At 70.0% G+C, this 21,611-nt stretch carries 21 protein-coding genes and 1 pseudogene; 10 read left to right on the top strand and 12 right to left on the bottom strand.

Annotated elements, in window-relative coordinates:
- The 3 genes from AC067M_RS24620 (at position 1) to AC067M_RS24630 (ending at position 1,780) form a co-directional block, all read left to right on the top strand.
- Positions 1-501 carry a GbsR/MarR family transcriptional regulator gene (locus AC067M_RS24620; RefSeq protein WP_478699184.1) on the top strand — a complete coding sequence of 167 codons (501 nt, stop codon included), beginning with the start codon at positions 1-3 and terminating at the stop codon, positions 499-501.
- A gap of 117 nt (positions 502-618) precedes the next feature.
- Positions 619-1,440 (top strand): DUF2382 domain-containing protein, encoded by an 822-nt coding sequence (locus AC067M_RS24625; RefSeq protein ID WP_478699185.1) that lies wholly within the window; start codon positions 619-621, stop codon positions 1,438-1,440.
- 70 nt (positions 1,441-1,510) lie between these two features.
- Positions 1,511-1,780 (top strand): hypothetical protein, encoded by a 270-nt coding sequence (locus tag AC067M_RS24630; RefSeq protein WP_478699186.1) that lies wholly within the window; start codon positions 1,511-1,513, stop codon positions 1,778-1,780.
- Between the two features lie 21 nt (positions 1,781-1,801).
- Here the strand turns inward: AC067M_RS24630 and AC067M_RS24635 are convergent, their stop codons facing one another.
- Positions 1,802-2,680 carry a diacylglycerol kinase family protein gene (locus AC067M_RS24635; protein ID WP_478699187.1) on the bottom strand — a complete coding sequence of 293 codons (879 nt, stop codon included), beginning with the start codon at positions 2,678-2,680 and terminating at the stop codon, positions 1,802-1,804.
- A 186-nt stretch (positions 2,681-2,866) separates the two neighbouring features.
- On the opposite strand from AC067M_RS24635, the gene AC067M_RS24640 reads away from it, so the two are divergent.
- Complete coding sequence (locus AC067M_RS24640) at positions 2,867-4,150, top strand: adenylosuccinate synthase (RefSeq protein ID WP_478699188.1); 1,284 nt, start codon at positions 2,867-2,869, stop codon at positions 4,148-4,150.
- Positions 4,151-4,214: 64 nt separating this feature from the next.
- On the opposite strand, the gene AC067M_RS24645 is transcribed toward AC067M_RS24640, so the two are convergent.
- Genes AC067M_RS24645 through AC067M_RS24665 form a run of 5 tightly spaced genes read right to left on the bottom strand, consistent with a single transcriptional unit; the run spans position 4,215 to position 11,046 of the window.
- Positions 4,215-5,954, bottom strand: coding sequence for an RICIN domain-containing protein (locus AC067M_RS24645; protein WP_478699189.1), 1,740 nt, complete (start codon positions 5,952-5,954; stop codon positions 4,215-4,217).
- Between the two features lie 57 nt (positions 5,955-6,011).
- On the bottom strand, positions 6,012-6,773 hold the full coding sequence (locus tag AC067M_RS24650; RefSeq protein WP_478699293.1) for a carbohydrate ABC transporter permease: 762 nt from the start codon (positions 6,771-6,773) through the stop codon (positions 6,012-6,014).
- A 47-nt stretch (positions 6,774-6,820) separates the two neighbouring features.
- Complete coding sequence (locus AC067M_RS24655) at positions 6,821-7,789, bottom strand: carbohydrate ABC transporter permease (RefSeq protein ID WP_478699190.1); 969 nt, start codon at positions 7,787-7,789, stop codon at positions 6,821-6,823.
- Positions 7,790-7,800: 11 nt separating this feature from the next.
- Positions 7,801-9,045, bottom strand: coding sequence for a sugar ABC transporter substrate-binding protein (locus AC067M_RS24660; RefSeq protein ID WP_478699191.1), 1,245 nt, complete (start codon positions 9,043-9,045; stop codon positions 7,801-7,803).
- A 57-nt stretch (positions 9,046-9,102) separates the two neighbouring features.
- Complete coding sequence (locus AC067M_RS24665) at positions 9,103-11,046, bottom strand: glycoside hydrolase family 127 protein (protein WP_478699192.1); 1,944 nt, start codon at positions 11,044-11,046, stop codon at positions 9,103-9,105.
- 182 nt (positions 11,047-11,228) lie between these two features.
- Between AC067M_RS24665 and AC067M_RS24670 the strand changes: the two genes are divergently transcribed.
- Positions 11,229-12,269 carry a LacI family DNA-binding transcriptional regulator gene (locus AC067M_RS24670; RefSeq protein ID WP_478699193.1) on the top strand — a complete coding sequence of 347 codons (1,041 nt, stop codon included), beginning with the start codon at positions 11,229-11,231 and terminating at the stop codon, positions 12,267-12,269.
- A 208-nt stretch (positions 12,270-12,477) separates the two neighbouring features.
- Positions 12,478-12,873: a hypothetical protein gene (locus AC067M_RS24675; protein WP_478699194.1), complete on the top strand. Its 396-nt coding sequence runs from the start codon at positions 12,478-12,480 to the stop codon at positions 12,871-12,873.
- 8 nt (positions 12,874-12,881) lie between these two features.
- On the opposite strand, the gene AC067M_RS24680 is transcribed toward AC067M_RS24675, so the two are convergent.
- Both AC067M_RS24680 and AC067M_RS24685 read right to left on the bottom strand, forming a co-directional pair.
- Positions 12,882-13,067 (bottom strand): DUF397 domain-containing protein, encoded by a 186-nt coding sequence (locus tag AC067M_RS24680; protein ID WP_478699195.1) that lies wholly within the window; start codon positions 13,065-13,067, stop codon positions 12,882-12,884.
- Positions 13,064-13,612 (bottom strand): annotated as a pseudogene (locus tag AC067M_RS24685) (DUF5753 domain-containing protein); the annotation flags it as partial. The gene AC067M_RS24680 and the pseudogene AC067M_RS24685, both read right to left, overlap by 4 nt.
- A gap of 260 nt (positions 13,613-13,872) precedes the next feature.
- On the opposite strand from AC067M_RS24685, the gene AC067M_RS24690 reads away from it, so the two are divergent.
- The 4 genes from AC067M_RS24690 (at position 13,873) to AC067M_RS24705 (ending at position 15,868) form a co-directional block, all read left to right on the top strand.
- Positions 13,873-14,613: a hypothetical protein gene (locus AC067M_RS24690; RefSeq protein ID WP_478699196.1), complete on the top strand. Its 741-nt coding sequence runs from the start codon at positions 13,873-13,875 to the stop codon at positions 14,611-14,613.
- Between the two features lie 116 nt (positions 14,614-14,729).
- A complete protein-coding gene (locus tag AC067M_RS24695) occupies positions 14,730-14,996 on the top strand; it encodes a cupin domain-containing protein (RefSeq protein WP_478699197.1) in 267 nt (88 codons plus the stop codon).
- A complete protein-coding gene (locus AC067M_RS24700; protein ID WP_478699198.1) occupies positions 14,993-15,445 on the top strand; it encodes a PIN domain-containing protein in 453 nt (150 codons plus the stop codon). Before AC067M_RS24695 ends, AC067M_RS24700 begins: the two co-directional genes overlap by 4 nt.
- 132 nt (positions 15,446-15,577) lie before the next feature.
- On the top strand, positions 15,578-15,868 hold the full coding sequence (locus AC067M_RS24705) for a DUF3303 family protein (RefSeq protein WP_478699199.1): 291 nt from the start codon (positions 15,578-15,580) through the stop codon (positions 15,866-15,868).
- Positions 15,869-15,882: 14 nt separating this feature from the next.
- On the opposite strand, the gene AC067M_RS24710 is transcribed toward AC067M_RS24705, so the two are convergent.
- From AC067M_RS24710 to AC067M_RS24725, 4 genes are all read right to left on the bottom strand, one after another.
- On the bottom strand, positions 15,883-16,533 hold the full coding sequence (locus tag AC067M_RS24710) for a hypothetical protein (protein ID WP_478699200.1): 651 nt from the start codon (positions 16,531-16,533) through the stop codon (positions 15,883-15,885).
- Between the two features lie 73 nt (positions 16,534-16,606).
- The gene (locus AC067M_RS24715; RefSeq protein WP_478699201.1) at positions 16,607-19,048 is read right to left on the bottom strand and encodes a dolichyl-phosphate beta-glucosyltransferase; all 2,442 of its coding nucleotides are present in this window, start codon (positions 19,046-19,048) and stop codon (positions 16,607-16,609) included.
- Between the two features lie 272 nt (positions 19,049-19,320).
- A complete protein-coding gene (locus tag AC067M_RS24720; RefSeq protein ID WP_478699202.1) occupies positions 19,321-20,022 on the bottom strand; it encodes a GntR family transcriptional regulator in 702 nt (233 codons plus the stop codon).
- Positions 20,023-20,115: 93 nt separating this feature from the next.
- Positions 20,116-21,471 carry an aminotransferase class III-fold pyridoxal phosphate-dependent enzyme gene (locus AC067M_RS24725; RefSeq protein WP_478699203.1) on the bottom strand — a complete coding sequence of 452 codons (1,356 nt, stop codon included), beginning with the start codon at positions 21,469-21,471 and terminating at the stop codon, positions 20,116-20,118.
- Between the last annotated feature and the right edge of the window lie 140 nt (positions 21,472-21,611).

The raw sequence follows: 21,611 nt of genomic DNA on the forward strand, positions 1-21,611 counted from the left end.
ATGAGCGAGGGTGCGAGCGAGCGCGGGCGGGAGCCCGAGGCCGTGTCGAGGTTCGTCGAGTCCTTCGCGGCGCAGCTCGTCGAGGCCGGGATGCAGCGCATGCCCGCCAGGGTCTTCGCCGCGCTCCTCTCCTCCGACGAGGGTGCGCTGACCTCCGCCGAGCTCGGCGACCAGCTCCGCATCAGCCCCGCCGCCGTCTCCGGCGCGGTCCGGTACCTCGCCCAGCAGCACATGGTCTCCCGCGAGCGCGAGCCCGGCTCACGGCGCGAGCGCTACCGCGTGCACAGCAACCAGTGGTATGAGGCCCTGACCAACCGCGAGGCCGTCCTCAAGCGCTGGGAGGGCGCCCTGCGCGAGGGCGTCACCAGCCTCGGCGGCGACACCCCGGCAGGCCGCCGCATGGCCGAGACCCTCGCCTTCTTCGAGTTCGTCGACGGCGAGATCGCGGCCATGATGGAACGCTGGCGCGTCCACCGCGAGCGGGTCTTCGGCGCCGGCTGACGTCACCAGGCTTCCGAAGATTTTTCCACTAAATCCTATTTGTCCGATTGACTTCCCCTCTTTGTGGTTAGCCGGGTGGACCGAGCGCTAAAAAGCCATAGGTGAAGGAGGGTGACCGTGATCACCCGCGAGCAGATACCCACCGTCCTCGACCATCCCGTCTACGACGATCACGGCAACAAGATCGGCGAAGCCAAGCACGTCTTCCTGGACGACACCACCGGCCAACCTGAGTGGATCAGCGTCAGGACCGGCCTGTTCGGTACCAAGGAGTCGTTCGTCCCGATGCACGACGCGACCGTGGCGGGGGACCACCTCGAGGTGCCCTACGCCAGGGACAGGGTGAAGGAAGCCCCGAACGTCGACATCGAAGCCGGCGGCCACCTCTCGGAAGACGAGGAGCACCGCCTTTACGAGTACTACGGCGTCGACTGGGACGCTGCCTGGCAGCAGGCACCGGCCGCGGGCGGCCGGCCCGACCTCGGCACCGACACGGCCATGCAGGCCGGGACCGCCGCCGGCGATGACGCGATGACCCGTTCCGAGGAGCGGATGCACGTCGGAGTCGAGCGGCACGCGACCGGCCGGGCCCGGCTGCGCAAGTACGTGGTCACCGAGGAAGTCCAGCAGACCGTCCCCGTACGCCACGAGGAGGTGGTGGTCGAGCGCGAGCCGATCACCGAGGCCAACGTGGACGCGGCGCTGTCCGGCCCGGAGATCACCGAAGCGGAACACGAGGTGACCCTGCATGAGGAGCGCCCCGTGACGCGGACCGAGACCGTCCCCGTCGAACGCGTCCGGCTGGGCACCGAGGAGCACGTCGAAGAAGAGACGGTCGAGGGCGAGATCCGCAAGGAGCGCATCGAGACCAGCATCTCCGATGAAACCGATGTGTCCGATGAAACCGGGGAAACCCGGGGAAACCGGCGCAACCGGTGAAACAGACCGGCGGCCCGGCCCTGGCGGCCGTGCTCGACCGCACCCTCACCGACACGCAACGGAGAAACCCATGGCCCAGGTGACCCAGCCCCTCACCGATGACAGCATCAAGGTCCGACAGCTCAACCACTACCAGTTCAGCTGGGTCGCCGGAGAACCCGGTGCCCGCGGCACCTTCACCCTGCAGCTGGTGCTCGACGAAGGTGCCTGGGAAGAAGTGCTGACCCTCGATGCCGACGACGCCGACGTTCTGCAGGACCTGCTGACGAACACGGAAACCGTTCACTACGACGTAGGCCGCCGGACCCTGATGTTCGGCGTCACCTCCGCCGGCAGCTGAAGGGCAACCGCCGACTGGTGATCACGGCTGACGGTGCCCCCGCTCGCCCGGCGTCGGCACCGTCAGCCCCCAAGCGTCCTCCCACACCGTCCACGTCCGTCTGCGCACCGGCCCCGACACCACCGCGTCCGCCCGGTACCGGAAGTCCGCGCCCGACACGGTGACGGTCCGGCCCGCCGCCCGCAGCGGCGAGGCCTCCGCGCCCACCGAAGCAGGCCGCACCTCGACCGCGGCGGCCCCGGCGCCCTCCGCCGACACGGACACCGCCGCGACCGGCTGGTCCAGGTCGACCAGCGTCACCCCGTCGACCTCCACCCGCAGCCGGGACGGCCCGGGGACGGGCACGGAGGGCTCCCGGGCGGGACGCGTCGGCACCAGCGTCCGTACGAGGAACTGGCACGTCCGCAGCCAGGGACGCCCCGGCGCCCCGGGCTCCTCCTCCGCCACCGCCGCGTGGACGGGCGGTATCCGCAACGCGTCCAGCACCACCCCGTCACTGTCGTCGACGAGCAGGTCCATCCGCCGCTCGACCCCGTCGAGCACCGCCCGTGCCGCCGCCACCGTCCCCGTCGGCACCCCCAGCGCCCCCGCCAGCGACAGCCTGCCTCCCACCGGCACCATCGACAGCACACATCCGGACAGCTCCCGGCGCCGGTGCAACAGCGACACCGCCCGCAGCAGCGCCCGGTCGTCCCCGACGACCACCGGCCGCCGTGAGCCGCGTCGCGCCAGCGCGCGGGCGAATTCCTCCGGGCCCTCCGGGAGGCAGACCTTCGTGGTCGCACCCGCGCTGAGCACGTCTTTCGCGATCCGGACGGCCTCCGCGTCCGCCCTGCGGGCGGTCGGATCGATGACCAGCAGCAGCTGATCGGAAGTCGCGGAAGTCGCCACCTCGGCCATGCCTCGCTTCCTCGGGTAGCATCTTTGTGCAAGAGCCCCTTGCGCTATTGCGCCAGGGGCTTCGTCTATTCCGGGGCATCCGGTCCGACGGGTTGCGGCCAACGAAGGTCGCTGGTGTACCAGGCATGTCCGTGCCATGTCCACCTCTGACCTTGGACATGCCCCGCCCGGAAGGGGTGTACGCGCGTGCCCGCACTTGTGCTGCTCGGTGCTCAGTGGGGTGACGAAGGCAAGGGAAAGGCAACCGACCTGCTCGGTGGCTCGGTGGACTATGTAGTGCGATACCAGGGCGGCAACAACGCCGGCCACACGGTCGTCGTCGGCGACCAGAAGTACGCTCTCCACCTCCTCCCTTCCGGAATCCTGTCCCCCGGCTGCACGCCGGTCATCGGTAACGGTGTCGTCGTCGACCCGTCGGTCCTGTTCTCCGAGCTGAACGGGCTGAACGAGCGAGGCGTCGACACGTCCAAGCTCCTGATCAGCGGTAACGCTCACATCATCACGCCGTTCAACGTCACCGTCGATAAGGTGACGGAACGCTTCCTCGGCAAGCGGAAGATCGGGACCACCGGACGCGGCATCGGGCCGACGTACGCGGACAAGATCAACCGTGTGGGCATCCGCGTGCAGGACCTCTACGACGAGTCGATCCTGACGCAGAAGGTCGAGGCGGCCCTCGACATCAAGAACCAGGTCCTCACCAAGCTCTACAACCGGCGCGCGATCGCCGTCGACCAGGTGGTCGAGGAGCTGCTGACCTACGCCGACAAGCTCGCGCCGTACGTCGCCGACACCGTCCTGGTCCTCAACCAGGCGCTGGAGGAGGACAAGGTCGTCCTGTTCGAGGGCGGCCAGGGCACGCTCCTCGACATCGACCACGGCACGTACCCGTTCGTCACCTCGTCGAACCCGACCGCGGGCGGCGCCTGCACCGGTGCCGGCGTGGGCCCGACGAAGATCAGCCGGGTCATCGGCATCCTCAAGGCGTACACGACCCGCGTCGGCGCCGGCCCGTTCCCGACCGAGCTCTTCGACGAGGACGGCGAGGCGCTGCGCCGCATCGGCGGCGAGAAGGGCGTGACCACCGGCCGTGACCGCCGCTGCGGCTGGTTCGACGCGGTGATCGCCCGCTACGCCACCCGCGTGAACGGCCTGACGGACTTCTTCCTCACCAAGCTGGACGTCCTGACCGGCTGGGAGCAGATCCCCGTCTGTGTCGCCTACGAGATCGACGGCAAGCGCGTCGAGGAGCTCCCGTACTCCCAGACGGACTTCCACCACGCGAAGCCTGTCTACGAGATGCTGCCGGGCTGGAGCGAGGACATCTCCAAGGCCAAGTCCTTCGGCGACCTGCCGAAGAACGCCCAGGCGTACGTGAAGGCGCTGGAGGACATGTCCGGCGCCCCGATCTCCGCGATCGGCGTGGGCCCGGGCCGGGACGAGACGATCGAGATCAACTCGTTCATCTAGGGTCTGAGCACGCCTGTGTCCCTGGCCGCCGACATCGGCCAGGGACACAGGTGCTTCTACGGGGTCAGCGTGCGGTCAGCTTCCACAGGTGGTCCGCCGTGCCGTTGTCCGCCCACTGCAGGACCTGTGCACCCGACGACGTGCTCATCTGGTCCACGCCGAGCAGACGGCCGCTGTTGTAGTTGGCGATCTTGTAGAAGCCGTCGCGGGCCGGGACGACCTGCCAGAGGTGGTCGGCGGTGCCGTTGTCGCCCCAGATCAGGGCGGTTCCGCCGTCGGCGGTGCTCATCTGGTTGATGCCGAGCAGCAGTCCGCTCTTCTGGTTGACGATCTTGTACAGGCCAGAGCCGGCTGCCACGAGCGTCCAGTTCTGGTCCGTGCCCGTGGTGGACGTGGCCTGGACGACCGAGGTGCCCTGAGCGGTGCCTGCGTTGAGGGTGTCCAGGGCGAGCCCGCTGTTCTTGTTGGTGATCTGGTAGCGCCCGGCCAGCGAGGTGTTGGTGCCGCTCGGGGTGATCACCAGGTGGTAGCCGTCGGCGGCGTTCATCGTCACCGGCACGGTGATCGAGCCGTTGCTGACCGTGTAGTCGGCGTCGGAGATGGTGATCGGGCCGGGGGAGGCGGTCGTACGACCGGTGTCGGGGCTGTACTCCAGCTTCACGTGGACCGTGCTGCCGAAGGCCGACAGGGAGCTCAGGCCGTTGACCGTCACCGCGCAGGAGCCGGTGCAGCCGCCCGCGACGACGCTGATCTGGTTGCCGGAGCCGTTGAGGGAGGCGAGACCGTCGATGCCAGTCGTCGCCGGAGGCGTCGTGACGAGCATGTTGCCCGACATGTCGCCGTACCACTTGTACGTCCAGTACGAGCCGTTGGGCGAGGCGCCGGTGTCGGTCAGGGTGTCGCCGAGGGTGCCGTAGTGGTTCCAGAAGGCGAGTTCCGCGTCCCGGATCCCCGTCCGCTCGAACTTGGCGGCGTAACCGATGAGGGCGCCGGAGTTGCCCATCTCGGAGGGCGTGCCGTACTCCTCGATGTCGATCGGGCGGGGGCTGATGCCGAGGCTCGACTCCAGCGCGCGGTACGCGGAGACGTGCGCGGCGATGTCCTTGCTGCCCTGGAGCTCGTGCCAGGCGATGACGTCCGGGACGGTGCCCGAGGCCTTGGCGTCGGTGAGAAACGTGCTCATCCAGGACTGGTTCCAGGCCGAGTAGCTCGGGCCCTGGATCGGGGTGGTGGCGTCCTTGGAACGGACCTCCTTGAAGGTGCGCGCCCAGCCCGCGTCGAAGGCGCCCGCGTTGGCGGTGTCCCACGTCCAGTCGGGCTCGTTCCAGAGCGCGTACGCGCTGATGTTGGTGGCGCCGGAGGACTTCACGGAGGCGACCTGCTGGTCGACCGCCGACAGCCAGTTGGTCCAGCTGACCCACTTGTAGGGGAAGTTCGGATACCAGTCCGGCATCCGTACGACCACCTTGGCCCCGGCGCGGGCCGCCTTCGGCGCCACGACGAGCGCGTCACCGGCGGGGGCGGGCTCACCGTTGGGCAGCTGGGAGCCGCCTGGGGCCATCTGCACGAAGGTGTTCGGCTTGAGGGCGTTGACCACGCTGTCGGCGGGAGTGTTGTTGTCGGCGAGGCCGTAGAGGCTGCCGGTGCCTACATGGGTGACCGAGCGCAGGGTCTGGTTGGCGTTGACCACCAGGGTCGTGGAGGAGGTGGGCACCGCCTCGGCCGGGGCTCCGGCGGCGAGGGCGGCGGTGGCGGCCAGGGCGGTGACGCCCAGGACGGCGGACAGCGGTCTTGTGCGGCTCATGACAGGGAGTTCTCCTCGGAGGGAGGGGATGGGGAGGGTCTTCAGACCTTCTGGTCCTCAGTCCTTCACCGCGCCCGCGGTCACACCCGCGGCCACGTAACGCTGGGCGAGGACCAGCAGGACTGCCGCGGGGACGGAGGCGACGACGGCGGTGGCCATGATCGCGTTCCACTCCTGGTTGTTGTTGCCGATGTACTTGTAGATGCCGAGGGTGATCGGCCTCAGGTCACCGCCGCCGTCCAGGGTGTTGGCGAAGACGAAGTCGGACCAGGCCCACAGGAAACTGAAGAGCGAGACGGTGACCAGCGCGTTGCGGCTCACCGGCAGGACGACCGACCAGAAGGTGCGGAAGGTGCCCGCGCCGTCGATGCGGGAGGCGGCGATCAGCTCGCCGGGGATGCCCGACATGAACGCCGTGAAGATCATGACGCCGAACGGCACGGCGATGGTGGAGTCGGCGATGATCAGGCCCCACCAGGAGTTCAGCAGGCCCAGGTCGAGGAAGATGCCGTAGAACCCCATCGCCATGACGATGCCCGGGATCATCTGGGCGATCAGCAGCAACAGGCCGAGGGGCCCGTCGCCGCGTGGGCGGAGTTTGGCGAGGGAGTAGCCGGCGGGCGCCGCGATCAGCAGGGTGAGGGCCACCGTCCCCAGGCCGATGAGCAGACTCGTGCCCAGGTACGGCATCTGGTCGTCGAGGACGGCCCGGTAGCCCTCGAACGTCGGGTGCAGCGGCAGCAGGTCGGGCGGGTTCTTGCGCATGTCCTGCTGCGGAGTGAGGGACACGTTGATCATCCAGTACACCGGGAACAGCATCAGCCCGGTGAGGACGAGGCCGATGACGGTGTGGCGGCGGCGCGACGTCACGCTTCCTGCCTCCTCTGGACGCGGATGTACAGCAGGCCGAAGACGAGGGCGATGAGGATGAGCAGGTTGCCGACCGCGGCACCCGGACCGAACTTCGGCAGCAGCGTGCCGAAGCCGAGCTGGTAGGACCAGGTCGCCAGGGTCGAGGAGGCGTCACCCGGCCCGCCCTTGGTCATGATCCAGATCAGGTCGAACACCTTGAGGGTGTAGACGAGCCCGAGCAGCAGCGTGATCGCCGACACCGGCCGCAGCAGCGGGAAGGTGATCCGGCGGAACACCTGCCAGGCACTCGCCCCGTCCAGGGAGGCCGCCTCGTACAGCTCCGCCGGGATGTTCTGCAGCCCGCTGTAGAGGATGACCAGGTTGAAGGGGATCCCGATCCAGACGTTGGCGACGATCACCGAGGTCAGCGCCCAGTCCGGCGAGGTGAGCCAGCCGACCGGGTCCACCCCGAAGAAGTGCAGGAAGTAGTTCACCACCCCCGACTCGCTGTTGAACATCCACGACCAGGTCGACGCCGACACGATCAGCGGCAGCAGCCACGGGATCAGGAACAGCGCCCGCAGGGTCGGGGCGAGCCGGAAGCGCCGGTTGAAGAAGACCGCGAGGGCGAGACCGACGACGTACTGGAAGGCGATCGACACGAAGGTGAAGACCATCGTGTGGCGCAGCGCCGGACCGAACGTCGGGTCGTCGAGGACCTTCTGGAAGTTGTCCCAGCCGGAGAACGGCGCGTCCCCCGCCACGAACGAGCGGACGGTGTAGTCGCGCAGGCTCAGATCGAGGTTGCGGTAGAGGGGATAGAGGTAGAAGGCGGCGAGGTAGGCGAGCAGCGGGGCGACGAAGGCGAGCGCGGTCAGCCGGCTCCGGCGCCGCTGCCTGCGGTGCAGCGACAGGGCGTCGGAGCCACTCGCCTTCGCCACCGCGTGCGCCCTCCGCGGACGGTCGACGCGGGCGATGGTCATGGGGGTCGGCCTCAGTTCTTCTGCGCGCTCGCCTGCGCCGTGTCCATCGCGGCCTGTGGGCTCTTGCTGCCGGAGAGCGCCGCCTGGACGGCGGTCCACATCGGCTGGGAGATGGTCGGGTACTTGGTGCCCAGACCGCCGCTGGTCCGGCCCCGGGCCGCGGCGACCGCGTCCACCCACGGCTTGAGCTTCGGGTTCTGCTTGACCTGCTCGGCCTGGACGGCGGCGGTGGGCGCCACGTACGTCAGCGTCGTGTCGCTGGCGAGGAGGTTGGCGTCGTTGATGAGACAGGTGACGATCTTCTTGCTGACGTCGTAGCGCGCGGTGTCCTTCTGCACGGGCACGGTGACGAACTCGCCGCCCGTCGGCACCGGCGCCGAACCGCCGTTCTGCCCCGGGACGTTGATGATGCCGTAGTCGAAGCCGGCCTTGTCGGCGTTGCCGAGCTGCCAGGTGCCGTTCTCGCCGAACGCGTAGTCGCCGGTGGCGAACTCCTGCCAGCTGGTGGTCTGCGTGTTCTGCAGGACGTCCTTCGGGGCCAGCCCGTCGTCGACCCAGCCCTTCCACAGCGACAGCGCGGCCACGCCCTTGTCGGAGTTCAGCTTGGTGAGGTCGCCGCCCGCGCCCCAGAACCAGGGCAGGAACTGGAAGCTGCCCTCCTCCGTGTTGATCGCGGAGAAGGTGATGCCCTTCTTCCCGGCCGCCTTGACCTTCCTCAGCGCCGCGGTGAGGGAGTTCCAGTCCTTGATGGACGCCGGGTCGACGCCCGCGGCGGACAGCACCTTCTTGTTGTAGTAGAGGGCGAGCGTGTTGGCGCCGATCGGCACCCCGTACGCGGAGCCGTCGATCTCGCCCGCGCCGATGATGTTCTTCTGGATCGACTTCGTGTCGAGGCCCAGGTCGCTCGTCTTGTTGAGGATCCCCGCCTCCACCAGCGTCGAGACGACCGGGTTGTCCACCATCATCACGTCGGGCGCGTTGCCCTGCTGGGCGGCCAGCAGCGCCTTGTTGCCCAGATCGGTGGTGTCGTAGGCGGTGCGCTTGACGGTCACCCCGGCCTTCGTCCCGCACTCGGCGACGCGCTTGCCCCACGGGGAGGAGGCGTCGAACTGCGGATACGGGTCCCAGAAGGTGTACGTCCCTCCGGACGCGTCGGTGGAACCCGAGGAGTCGGAGCCGCCTCCACAGGCGGTGACGGAGGCGAGCGCGCCGACGACGGTGAGCGCGGCGAGGAGTGTGCGGCGGGTGGGTATCACGGGGCTGACCTCGATGTTCGTAGGGCGAGGGTGTCAGGAGGGTCAGGGGGCAGGGGGTCAGGAGGTGGGCAGCCAGACGCGCATGCTGCCGTCTTCGCGGTTGGCCCAGGCGTAGTAGGGGAGGGCGGTCAACTCGACGGACTCGCCGGGGTGTGGGGCGGAGCCGGCGGAGGCACTGTCGGAGGCACTGAGGGAGGAGCTGTCGGCGGGGCCGTACGGCCACCAGCCCGGGTCCGGGATGTGGCGTCGCCGGCCGGCGGCGACGATCGTGGTCACGCCGCCGAGCAGGTCGGGCCGGTGCTTCACGGCGAGCGGGCGCGTGGTGTCGACGACGATGTCGTCCAGGCCGCCACCCGGGTGGTCGACCTGCTCCAGGCAGTACACGAGCGGCCCGCGCTCGATCGCCACGCAGCCGCGTACGGCGTCCACGCGCGGATCGGCGGCGGTGAACCGCGGCTCCATCCCGAGCTCCAGGACGACCCGGTCTCCCGGCGCCCAGGTCCGCTCGAGCCGCAGCCAGCCGTCGTCCACGGGACCGTCGTACGACTCCTCCCCGCACCGCACCCGCACGTCCCGGCACCACTGCGGGATGCGCAGCGAGAGCGTCCAGGGGCGGTCGGCCGGGGTCTCCTCGACGGTGAGGGCGATGGTGCCTTGCCAGGGGTAGGCGGTGTCGCAGCGGACGGCGATGCCGTCGGTGTGGGCGTCGGCGGTGTAGCGCCCGGTGACGTACTGGTGGATCTGGAGGCCGCCGTCGTCGCTGCTGGCCAGATAGTGCTCCAGGGAGGCGAGGAGCCGCATGACGTTGGGCGGGCAGCAGGCGCAGCGGAACCAGCGGGTACGGCGGGCCGACTGGTCGCCGCCGGGGTCGGTGTGGCCGTCGCGGACCTGGAGCGGGTTGACGTACAGCCAGCGCTCGCCGTCCAGCGACACACCGGCCAGGAAGCCGTTGTACAGGGTCCGCTCGATCAGGTCGGAGTAGCGGGCCTCGCCGGTGAGCAGGGCCATGCGCCAGCTCCACTGGACGGAGGCGATGGCGGCACAGGTCTCGCAGTACGCGCGCTCGTTGGGCAGCTCGTACGGATCCCCGAAGTCCTCCTCGTCGTGATGGGCGCCGAGCCCGCCGGTGAGGTGGGTCTTGGTGGTCGTCATGGCGTGCCACAACCGCTCGGCGGCTTCCCGGAGTTCGGAGTCCCCGGTCTCGGTGGCGAGGTCGGCGGCAGCGGCCAGCAGGTACAACTGCCGTACGGCGTGCCCCTCGACGTCGGTCGCCTCGCGCACCGGCACCCGGTCCTGGCAGTAGGCCTCGCCGCCGAGGAGGCCGTGGCCGTGCCGGTCGACGAAGTAGGCGGCGAGGTCGAGGTAGCGGCGCTCGCCGGTCTCCCGGTAGAGCTCGACCAGGGCGGTCTCGACCTCCGGGTGGCCGTCGATCCCGTCGAGGGGCTTGCCGCTGCCGGGGAGACCGAAGACGGAGTCGACCTGGTCGGCGAACTTCCGGGCGACATCGAGGAGTTCGCCCCGCCCGGTGGCCCGGTGGTGCGCGACGGCGGCCTGGATGAGATGGCCGGCGCAGTACAACTCGTGCCCCCAGCGCAGGTCCTGGTACTGCTCACCGCCCTTGACCAGCTGGAACCAGGTGTTGAGGTAGCCGTCGGGCTGCTGGGCGCCGGCGACGAGACCGATGATCCGGTCGACGTGGGCTTCCAGATCCCCGTCGGCGTCCTGCGCGAGCTGCCAGGCCGCGGCCTCCAGCCACTTGTAGACGTCCGTGTCCACGAAGGGGTACGCGCCCTGGAACTCACCCTCGGCCGCGCCCGCGGCGAGCCGCAGGTTGTGCAGGTTGCCCGCGGACTCCAGCAGTTCGGGGCCCTGGGGGATGGAGATGCGCGCGTTGACCTCGCGCCGGTCGAGCCAGAAGCCCGCCTCGATACCGACGACGGCGGGACGCAGGGAGGCCCGGGCGTGGGGGCCGAGGCGGACGGGGCCGATGCTGTGGGACATGGTTCTCCGAGGGAGGGGAGCGTGTTTGAGCAACCGTTTTCCTGAGCGAGAAGTAGAGGGCAGTGGCGCATCACGGTCAAGAGTTGCGACAGGGTATTTTTCGAGTTTTCCGGGGACTGGCGCACCGCTGCGGTGCCTGTCACGATGAGCCGCACCATTGCCGAAGAGGAAAAGGTTTGCTCGTGACCCCTGCCGCAGGTGCTCCAGGCTCTCCCCCCACCGGCCGGGCCAAGCTCGCCGACGTCGCCGCACTCGCGGGCGTCAGTGTGGGCACGGCGTCGAAGGCGCTGAGCGGCGCCGGCCGGATGCGCCCGGAAACCCGGCAGCGGGTGCTGGACGCGGTGGCCACCCTCGGCTTCCGCCCCAACCAGCACGCCCAGAGCCTGCACACCGGCCGCAGTTGGACGGTCGGCCTGATGACCACCGACGGCATCGGCCGCTTCAGCACCCCGGTCCTCCTCGGCGCCGAGGACGCGCTCGGCGCCGGCAAGATCTCGGTCCTGCTGTGCGACACCCGCGGCGACGCCATCCGCGAACAGCACCACCTGCGCAACCTCATGGACCGCCGGGTGGACGGCATCATCGTCACGGGCCGCCGCACGGACGCCCGCCCGCCACTGACCGGCATCACGGGCCTGGAATCCATCCCGGTCGTCTACGCGCTCTCCCCGTCGACCGACCCCACCGACACCTCGGTCGTCTCCGATGACCGGGGCGGCGCCCAACTGGCCATGGACCACCTCCTGTCCACCGGCCGCACCCGCATCGCCCACGTCACCGGCCCCGAACACCACGCCGCCGCCCGCGACCGCGCCCGCCACGCGGTGGACCACCTGGAGGCGTCCGGCCTGGGCCTGTCCACCGGCCGCGTCCACTTCGGCGAGTGGAGCGAGGCCTGGGGCCGCCGCGCCGCCGACGCGGTCCTGCGCACCGCCCCCGACACCGACGCATTCTTCTGCGGCAACGACCAGATAGCGCGGGGTGTCGCGGACGCGTTGCGCGAAAGGGGAGTCGGCGTGCCGGGTGACATCGCGGTCGTCGGCTACGACAACTGGGACACGATGGCGCTGGCGAGTCGGCCTCCGCTCACCACGATCGACATGAACCTCGCCGAGATCGGTCGCGTCGCGGCGCTGCGGTTGCTGGAGGCGATAGAGGACGTCGACGCGACACCGGGGGTGCGGCCGGTGCCTTGTCGGTTGGTGGTGCGGGAGTCGACGTGAGGGGCTCAGGTTCGGGGGGCCTGGAAGCCAGTGGTGTCGAGGGGGCAGTTGAAGGGGGCCGGGACAGCGTTCTGAGGGAGCGCGCTGGTGCGGAGGCCCCAACGGTCACTTGGAAACGTCGGAGGGCGGAGATACCTGCCCGTGCGGCTGCTGTCTGTTCTACGCTCGGTACACGACGTACCCCACACGAGTACGGGGGAGGGTGTCCGTGGAACCGATCGCACCTGAGTTGTTGATGGCCCTTGCCGGGGGAACGGCGGGCGCTGCCGGGCAGCAGATCTGGGCGTCCCTGCGGGACCTGGTCAGACGCCGACCGAGGAGCGGAGAGCTCAGCGGGGAGCCCACCGGCGACGGCGAGTTGACGGCACTGGCCCAGGCAGCTGACGACACCGCGCGGGCTCAGGAACTTGCCGAGGTTCTCGCCCGGCGCGCCCGTCAGGACCCGGCGTTCGCCCAGGCCCTGGAGTCCTGGCGCCGTGACGCGGAAGCAGTGAACAACAGCCGTACCGGCTGGGGCGACGTGCACAACAACATCTCCGGCGGCACGTTCAACGGCACGGTGGTCCAGGGAGGGCACTTCGGATCCGGGAACATCGGCAGGTAGGCGCGAACTCAGCGCCTACACCCAGACCCGCTGAGGAACGCGGACCAGGCTTCGCCGGAGACGGTGAGGGTGGGGCCGTCGGGGGTTTTGGAGTCGCGGAGGTGGATGGTGCCGGTGTCGTGGGCGGCTTCCAGGCATTCGCCGCCGCTGTCACTGCTGTAGCTGGACTTGTACCACCGCAGGGTGCCGGTCACTGGAATTCTCCCGCCAACTGCTCGATGAGGCCCAGCGATTCACGAGGACCCAGGGCCTGTGAGCGGATCTTTGCATACCGGTGCGCATATGTCGTCACCTTGGTTCTGTCGCTGACCAGGAGGCTCTCGTCCTGCGGCTCCAGGTACGCGAGGTGGTCGTGTTCGGGCGTCTCCACCAGCGTCATGTCGCCGCGACAACCGAAGTGCTCACCGCCCAGTCCGCAGTCCGACGGCAGAACCTGAAGGGTGACGTTGCGCCGCCGGGCGCACTCGACCAGGTGCAGCATCTGCCCACGCATCACCTCCCGATCCCCGATCACGCGCCGCAGCGCCGACTCCTCGACGACCAGTTCAATCAGTGCTGTCGGGTCGCGATCGAAGAGCACCCGCCGAGCCAACCGCGCCTCGACCAGTTCCTCCACGCGCTCTCCCCGCAGCGGTGGATACCCACCCCCGATCAACGCCCGAGCGTAAGCCTCCGTCTGGAACAACCCGTGCACCACAAACGTCACGTACGCCGACAATGTCAACGCCCGCTGCTCCATGCTCTTGAGCACCGCCCTTCACTCCCCGGAGTGAATTAGGCGAACCCCCGCCCAGGAAAAGCCAGTTCCGGCTTGCTTTCGTTGCTCTGCGTGCCCATAGAGTCACGCCAACAAAGAAACGCCCCCGCGGTGCGCCAACACCCGGGGGCTCGACACCGGAGCACTACCTCCAGATGCGCATTCATCGTACGACGCCCACGCGCGCGTTTTCCGTCTTCTCCAACGCTCTTCTCCGCGACCGGAGCATCTCCTGGTGTGCGGTGGGCGTACTGACGTACCTATTGAGTCTTCCGAACGAGGCCCGCGTCACCATCCGTACGCTCGCCGAGCAGCGGAAGGAAGGGCGGGCGCGGATCGCGGCGGCCCTGCATGAGCTGGAGGAATCGCGGTATCTGCGGCGAGTGGTGCGCAAGGACCGGGAAACGGGTCAACTCTTCACGGTGTACGAGGTGTTCGACGCTCCGTACGAGGACGAGCCACCCGCGGGTGAAACCGAAGAAGTTCAGAACCTGGCCTCCGGCGAGTCGGCCGACGCGGCTTCGGGCCCTCCCCCTTCGGGGGAAAAGACCAGGGAACAAGAACCTCCCTCCCCGCCCCCGGCCGAGCCGGTCGAGCCGGCTGAACCGGCCGACGTGAGCCAGCGCACCGCGCTCGCCGCGCAGTTGCTCGGCTCGCTGGGCCGTACCGACCCACGCCTCACCCTCGGTGCGGCCGAAGCGCTGCGGCTCGCGCCGCTCGTGGAGGCGTGGTGGGACGCGGGGGCGAGCAGCGCGCAGGTGTGGGCCGCGCTGACGGAGGGTCTGCCGCGCCCGCTGTACTCGGGGCGTGCCCTCGTGGAGAACCGGCTGCGGCGCAAGTGCCCGGCGGGGGCTCCGGCCGAGCCCGTCACCACCGTTCAGGTCGAGCTGCGCAAGCCCGGGGCCTCCGGATACCGCGAGGCCGCACGGCGCGGTGGTGCGGCGGCGCGGGCGCTGCTGCGGGGGCGTCCGGCGCTGGCCTAGCGGCCCACAGATTTCGGTCCCACACCCGTGAGGGACGGTTCACCGAGAGAAACGGAGTGTCGATGACCGTCACACTCGTACGCCCAGCGACGGTATACCGTCGGTATACTGTCCTCATGGCTGACACCACGATCAAGGTCGACCCCGCCGTCCGAGACCGCCTCCAGGAGCTCGCCCGGGAGCGTGGGATGAGCATGCGGGACCTCGTGGCGGAGTTGGCCGGGGCGACGCCGACCAAGGAAGAGCTGCGCAAGCGGTACGAGGAAACCAGGGCGTACGTCGAGGAGCACTTCCTCGGCAGGCCGTACACCGCGGAGGACGAGAAGGCCGGCGAGAAGCTGTGGGCCGACCTGGAGGCCGGGCGCATCGGAGAGGTCCAGTGACGGGGGAGGAGCGGTACCCGCTGCCGCGTGCCGTCATCTTCGACGACACCGCCACCCTCGCGCTCGGCGCGGGGAACAGCATGGCCTCCCGGCTGGTCGTCGAGGCCGAGAAGGACCCGGCTTTGCGGGTCTACGTCCCGGCGCTCAGCCTGGCCGCCGCGGAGTGCGAACGGGCCGGTGTCGCCGAGCACGTCGGGGCGCTGCCGTCCGTCCACATCGAGGGGCTGGACTTCGCGGCGGCCACCGCCGTTGGCAAGCGCCTGCGGACGGCGGCTGCGGGAGACGAGGAGCCGGACGGCAAGGTTGAGGCCGACTGGAGCGGCGCCCATGTACTGCATCTTGCTCTGCCCACCGTCGAGTGGCCGCGTGGTCGGCCCGTTCTGACGCGGACGCCCACGCGGTACCGCGGCACTGGTATCCGCACGATCCGCATCGTCGAGCAGAACTGACGGCGGGGGTGGGGGCGCCCGTCCACCGGGCGCCCCTCATCTTCCCTCGCGGGAGAAACTTCACAAACCGGCTTATTCTGAAGCCGTAGAAGTCCCCGCACGCCTGGCCCCGGCCAGAGGAAGGTGACTGCGATGCGCGTGATGATGAAGGCGTCTCTCGACACGGAGAAGACGAACGACCTGATCCGCAGCGGCAAGATGCCGCAGATCGTCCAGGAGGCGATGGAGCATCTTCATCCGGAGTCTTCCTACTTCACCGTCGACGAGGGGCAGCGCACGATGTTCTTCGTCTTCGACATGCAGGACACCTCCACCATGCCGTCGGTGGCGGAGCCCTTCTTCATGCAGATGGGGGCCAGGATCGACTACACGCCGGTCATGAACCTCGACGATCTGCAGAAGGGGCTCGCCCAACTCCGCTGACCGGGCGGGAGCCCTCAGCTGAAGATGATCATCGACCCCTGCGCCAGACTCCGCGTCGCCGCCGCGTGCAGTCCCAGCCATACGTGGCGTTCGCGGGCGAAGGGGCTGGGGTCGTACGGCGCGGGTACGGCCGGCTCCTCCAACTCCGTGGGAGCGGACGGGGGGTTCGGAGGGGCCGGAGGGTTCGCCGCGTCGATCCCGATCGACGGGGCCACGTACTCCAGTTCCCGCAGCAGGGCCTGGGCGGAGCCCAGCGGGCCGCCGCCCGCGAGGAGGTCGTCGTTCGAGAGGGGCTGCGGGAAGTCCACCGGGACGTACGCGCCCGCGTGGTCGTAGTGCCAGACCAGGTGGGACTGTTGGGCCGTCGTCTCGAACATCTCCAGGAGCTGTTCGTAGTCCCCGCCCAGCTCGTCCACCGGCGTCACCGGCAGCCCGCACACCTGGAGCAGGTAGGCGCGGCGCAGGAAGTGCAGGGCGTCGTAGTCGAAGCCGGCCACCGGGGCGACGTCGCCGGAGAGGCCAGGCATGTACTGGTACACCGGCACGGGCGGGAGTCCCGACTCGGCGAGCACCTTGTTGTACTGCGCGAGTTCCTCGGCGAACGGATTGTCCGGGGTGTGGCACAACACGTCTACGAGCGGTACCAGCCACAGGTCACAGGCCAAAAGAGGCTCCTCACTCAGCGCGCGGCACGGTCCTGGGAACGGGTGGAAAGAGCCTAGTCGGTGCGGCCCGGGATCAGCTCCTCTCGTGCAGATCCCATACCCACACACCGTCCACCCATTTACCTGGACGGCCCACCAGCTTTCGCACCACTTCCCGCAAGGGGCCGTCGTTGGGCTGCGGAGCCAGCACCAGAACGCCCGCCTTCCAGTGCGCGAGGTCACGCGCCGCCTCCTCCCGCGCGCTCGCGGTGATCACCGGGACGTCGCCCGTGTAGCGCACGGTCCGCAGCAGGTCGGCGGTGTAGCGCAGGGGCGCGCCGTACACACCGGTGCGGTCGTCGCCGAAGGGACCGTTGAAGTAGCCGCCGGGCATACGGAAGCCCAAGTCGGCCGTGGTCTGCCAGTGCAGGGCCTCCGCGGCGCCGGGGTCGGGCAACGGCACCGGCACGAGCGCCTCGCCCTCCCGGACGTACCCCTTCCAGGTCCCCTCGGCGTAGAAGGCGGGCACCTCGGCGCGGTCCACGGCCTTGAGCGGGGCGGGGACGAGGGGGAGCAGCGCGATACAGACGGCCAGCAGGCCGGTGTACTGGACGCTCAGTTTCCGGGTGGCCGCCAGCCGGCCGACCGCGACGGCGAGCAGCATGCCCAGTACGGGCGCGCAGATCATCGCGACCCGGCTCTCGATGACCGACTCGAACAGGGGGCGGTCGGCGAGCAGGGCCCAGGGGCCGGGCAGCACCGTGTCGGTGAGGGGGACCGGGACGCGAGGGCCCAGGGAGAGGACCGCCGCGCCGGCAGCCGTGAACGCCAGCGCCCTCACCAGGGCCCGCTCCCACAGCCGTACGGTGATCGCGAACGCGAGGAGGGCCAGCGGCCAGCCGTAGAAGGCGTTCTGCTCGGTGGGGTTGATGGACAGGGCGTCCGCTCGGTGCGCGTCGCCCGCGAGCAGGGAGCGTTCGGCGAAGGAGAGCAGGGCCATCGGGCTGTTGGCCGCGTTGTCGCCGTGCAGGATGGAGTCGTAGCTCTGCGGGCCGCGGAACTGCCAGAGGAGGGGGTAGCAGATCAGGGGGAGGCAGACCGCCGCCGCGATGGTCAGGCCTCGTAGCAAGGGGCGCCATGCCGCCCGTACGACGCCGGGGCGTACGACCGCGTAGGCGACGGCGAACAGCAGCATCCCCATCGCGGCCAGCAGCAGGGTCTCCTCGCCCAGGAACACCTGGTAGGCCGCCATCAGGCCCAGGACGACCGCGTCCCGGGTCACCCGGGTGCCCTCGCACAGGCGCAGGGCGCGGTCGATGATCAGCGGGATCATGAAGAGGATGACGAAGTTGGGGTGCGCGTTGGCGTGGCTGACCATCGGCGGGGCGAAGGCGGCCAGCGTGGCGCCGAGGAAGGCGGCCGCGCGCTGGCGTACGACCCGTTTCACGATCAGCCAGTACCAGGCGGCCGCGGTGGCGGCGAGGCCCAGCGTCATGCAGACACTCAGCGACACCGCCGGGCCGAGGAGCAGCGTGATCGGGGTGAACGGCACGGACAGGCCCAGCATGACCGTGTTGGCCATGAGGTTCACGCCCTCGGGGAAGCCCTGGAGGTCGCTGAAGAGGGGGTTGCGCAGGTGGGCGACGTTGTCGGCGGTCACCGCGAAGAACCACTCCCACTGGTTCTGGTCCTGGAGGGAGTCGGGGAGGTAGCGGTGGTCCGGGTCGAGGACGCGGCCGGAGTACAGGGCCAGCGACATCAGCAGGAAGAGCACGGCGGCGACGAGGTCCGCCGGGCCGAGGGGGCGGATGCGGATGCGGGCGAGTTCGGCGAGGACGCGGAGGTAGTCCCAGGGGCGCACCTTGGAGCCGGGCTGGTGGGACCAGTGCACCGGGACCTCGGCGACCGGCCAGTCGGCGCGGTGGAAGTGGTGCAGCACCTCGACGTCTATGCCCCAGCGGTTGAGGCGGGCGGCGGCGAACGCCTCGCGGGCCTTGTCGCCGTCGAACAGCTTGAAACCGCACTGGGTGTCGCGTAACCCGGGGACCACCATCCGGCGGATGAGGAGGTTGCCGGCCCGGCCGAGCAGCTCGCGCATCCGGTGCTGGCGGTTGTCCTGGGTCGCGCCCGGCATCGCGCGGGAGCCGATCGCCGCCGCGTGCCCGTCCGCGAGCGTCCGGTCGAGCTGGTCCAACTCCTCGATGGGGGCGGCCAGATCGGCGTCCGTGACCAGCAGGAGGCGGCCGCGCGTGACGGCGGCGCCCCGGCGCAGGGCGCTGCCCTTGCCCCGGTTGCGGGGGCTGACGACGAGTTGGACGCGGGGGTCGCGGCGGGCCACGACGACCTCGCGGGTGGCGTCGGTGGAGCCGTCGTCGGCGACGACGATCTCCCAGGTGGGCCAGCGGTCCGCGTGGTCGTTCAGGTACGCGGTGACCGCGTCGAGGGTGCGGACGAGCCGCTGCTCCTCGTTGTAGGCGGGGATGAGGACGGAGAGGTCGACGGCGGGCCGCCCACCGGACAGGCTCGGCCACGCCACATGGGGCGGCCGGGTCCTGGAGCCATCGGACCGACGCGTCCGGGAGCCGTCGGACAGAGTCGTCCGAGAGCCGTCGGGCAGACGCGTCCGGGATTCATCGGACAGGCGCGGGTGCGGCGTGCCGGACGCGCTCGTGCGCGCGGTGCCGGATGTGCTCGACCTCGGTGTGCCGGACGGGCTCGTGCGCGATGTTTTCGACGTGCTCGTCGCCGGTGTCCCGGACATGCCCACCCCGCCTCCGGCCGACTTCCCGGCCGGCGATTGCGTCTCGCTCACTCCGCCGCCAGCCGCTCGACCAGGGCCATGGAGTGCGCGCTGTACGCGGAGTTGATCAGGCGGGCGGCGGGGATGTCGCGGTGCGCGAGGGCGTCGACCAGTTCGGTGTGGCCGGACCACAGGTGGCCGCGCAGATCGGTCAGGCGGCGCAGGTGCTGCACCGCGCAGGCCCAGGACTGCAGGCGCAGCCGGTGCAGGAAGTCGGCGAGGTAGGGGTTGCCGAACAGGGCGGAGAGCTCGCGCCAGAACCGCAGGTCGTAGCCGATGAGGACGGTCAGGTCGCCGGCCGCGGCGGCGCGCTGGGCCTCGTCGCCGCGCCGGCGCACGCCCGCGACGGCGGCGGCGATCCGGGGGTCGTCCGGGTCCCGGAACCGCTCGGGCCCCGCCTCCAGGGCGTGGAACATGCCCTCGATGATCAGGTCGCGGGCCTCCAGCATGCCCCGGTAGTCCTCGACGGAGTACTCGTGGACGTGGAAGCCGCGGTGCTGGTCGGCCTCCAGGAGGCCCTGGGCGGAGAGGTCCACCAGGGCCTCGCGGACGGGGGTCGCGGAGACGCCGTACTGCTCGGCGATCTCCTTCACCGTGAACTCCTGGCCCGGCTTCAGTCGCCCCGCCAGCACCTCGTCACGGAGCGCGTCGGCGATCTGCTGCCGCAGGGTGCTGCGGGTCACGGCGCCGTTGCCGCTGGAGCCGGGCATGGTCGGGGCGTCTCCTGTCGCGTAGGGGGTGGCGTACGCCTATATGTACGAGCACGCCACCTTACGCGTTCGACTGTGCCCCGAACCCGCCCTTTACACCGTGTGCTCGTCGGCCACCGACAGCGCCGCGTCCAGCGCCTCCAGGCCCTCCTTCAGCTCCGCCTCGGTCACGTTGAGGGGCGGCACGACGTGGGTGCGGTTCATGTTCACGAAGGGCCAGATGCCGTGCTTCTTGGCGGCCGCGCCGAAGGCGGCCATCGGCGCGTTCGCCTCACCGGCCGCGTTGTACGGCACCAGCGGCTCGCGCGTCTCCTGGTTCCTCACCAGGTCGAGCGCCCAGAACATGCCGACCCCGCGCACCTCGCCGACGCTCGGGTGCCGCTCGGCCAGCTCCTTCAGCGCGGGCTCGACGACGGACGCGCCGAGCCGCGCCGCGTTCTCGACGATGCCCTCCTCGGCCATCACGTTGATCGTGGCGACGGCCGCCGCGCAGGCCAGCGGATGCCCGGAGTACGTCAGCCCGCCCGGGTACGGCCGCGTGGCGAAGGTCTCCGCGATCGCCGCGGAGATGGCGACACCGCCGAGCGGCACGTAGCCGGAGTTCACGCCCTTCGCGAAGGTCATCAGGTCCGGTACGACGTCGAACAGGTCGGCCGCGAACCACTCACCGGTCCGCCCGAACCCGGCCATGACCTCGTCGAGGATGAAGACGATGCCGTACTTGTCGCAGATCTCGCGGACCCCGGCGAGGTAGCCGGGCGGCGGGACCATGATCCCGGCGGTGCCCGGGATGGTCTCCAGGATGATCGCGGCGATCGTGCCCGGCCCCTCGAAGGCGATCGTCGTCTCCAGGTGCTCGAGCGCCCGCGCGCACTCCTGCTCCTCGGTCTCCGCGTAGAAGCGGGAGCGGTAGAGGAAGGGCGCCCAGAAGTGCACGACACCGGCGGAGGCGCTGTCGGAGGCCCAGCGGCGCGGGTCGCCGGTGAGGTTCACCGCCTGCTGCGTGCCGCCGTGGTAGGAGCGGTACGTCGACAGCACCTTGGCCCGCCCGGTGTGCAGCCGCGCCATGCGTACGGCGTGCTCCACCGCGTCGGCGCCGCCGTTGGTGAAGAAGATCTTGTCGAGGTCGCCGGGCGTCCGCTCGGCGATCAGCCGGGCCGCCTCGGAGCGTGCCTCGATGGCGAAGGCGGGCGCGAACGTCGTCATCGTCGCGGCCTGCTCCTGGATCGCGGCGACGACCTTCGGGTGCTGGTAGCCGATGTTCGTGTAGACGAGCCCGCTGGTGAAGTCGAGGTAGCGCTTGCCGTCGTAGTCCCAGAAGTACGACCCCTCGGCGCCGGCGACGGCGAGCGGGTCGATGAGCTCCTGGGCGGACCAGGAGTGGAAGACGTGCGCACGGTCCGCGGCCTTCACGGCGGCGCCGGCCTGGGGGTTGGGCTGAGGGGTCATGCGAGTGAGCGTAAATGTCCGCGATGCGGAAGCGGAATCGGCGTCCTGTCTGTGGGTGGGGGGTTTCCGCGACAGGTTGTCGAAGAAGTCGGGGCATTGACAGCTTGCTGTCGAAGTGACAGCCTATTGTCATAGGAGTT

The organism is Streptomyces sp. NPDC043427, from assembly GCF_056436655.1.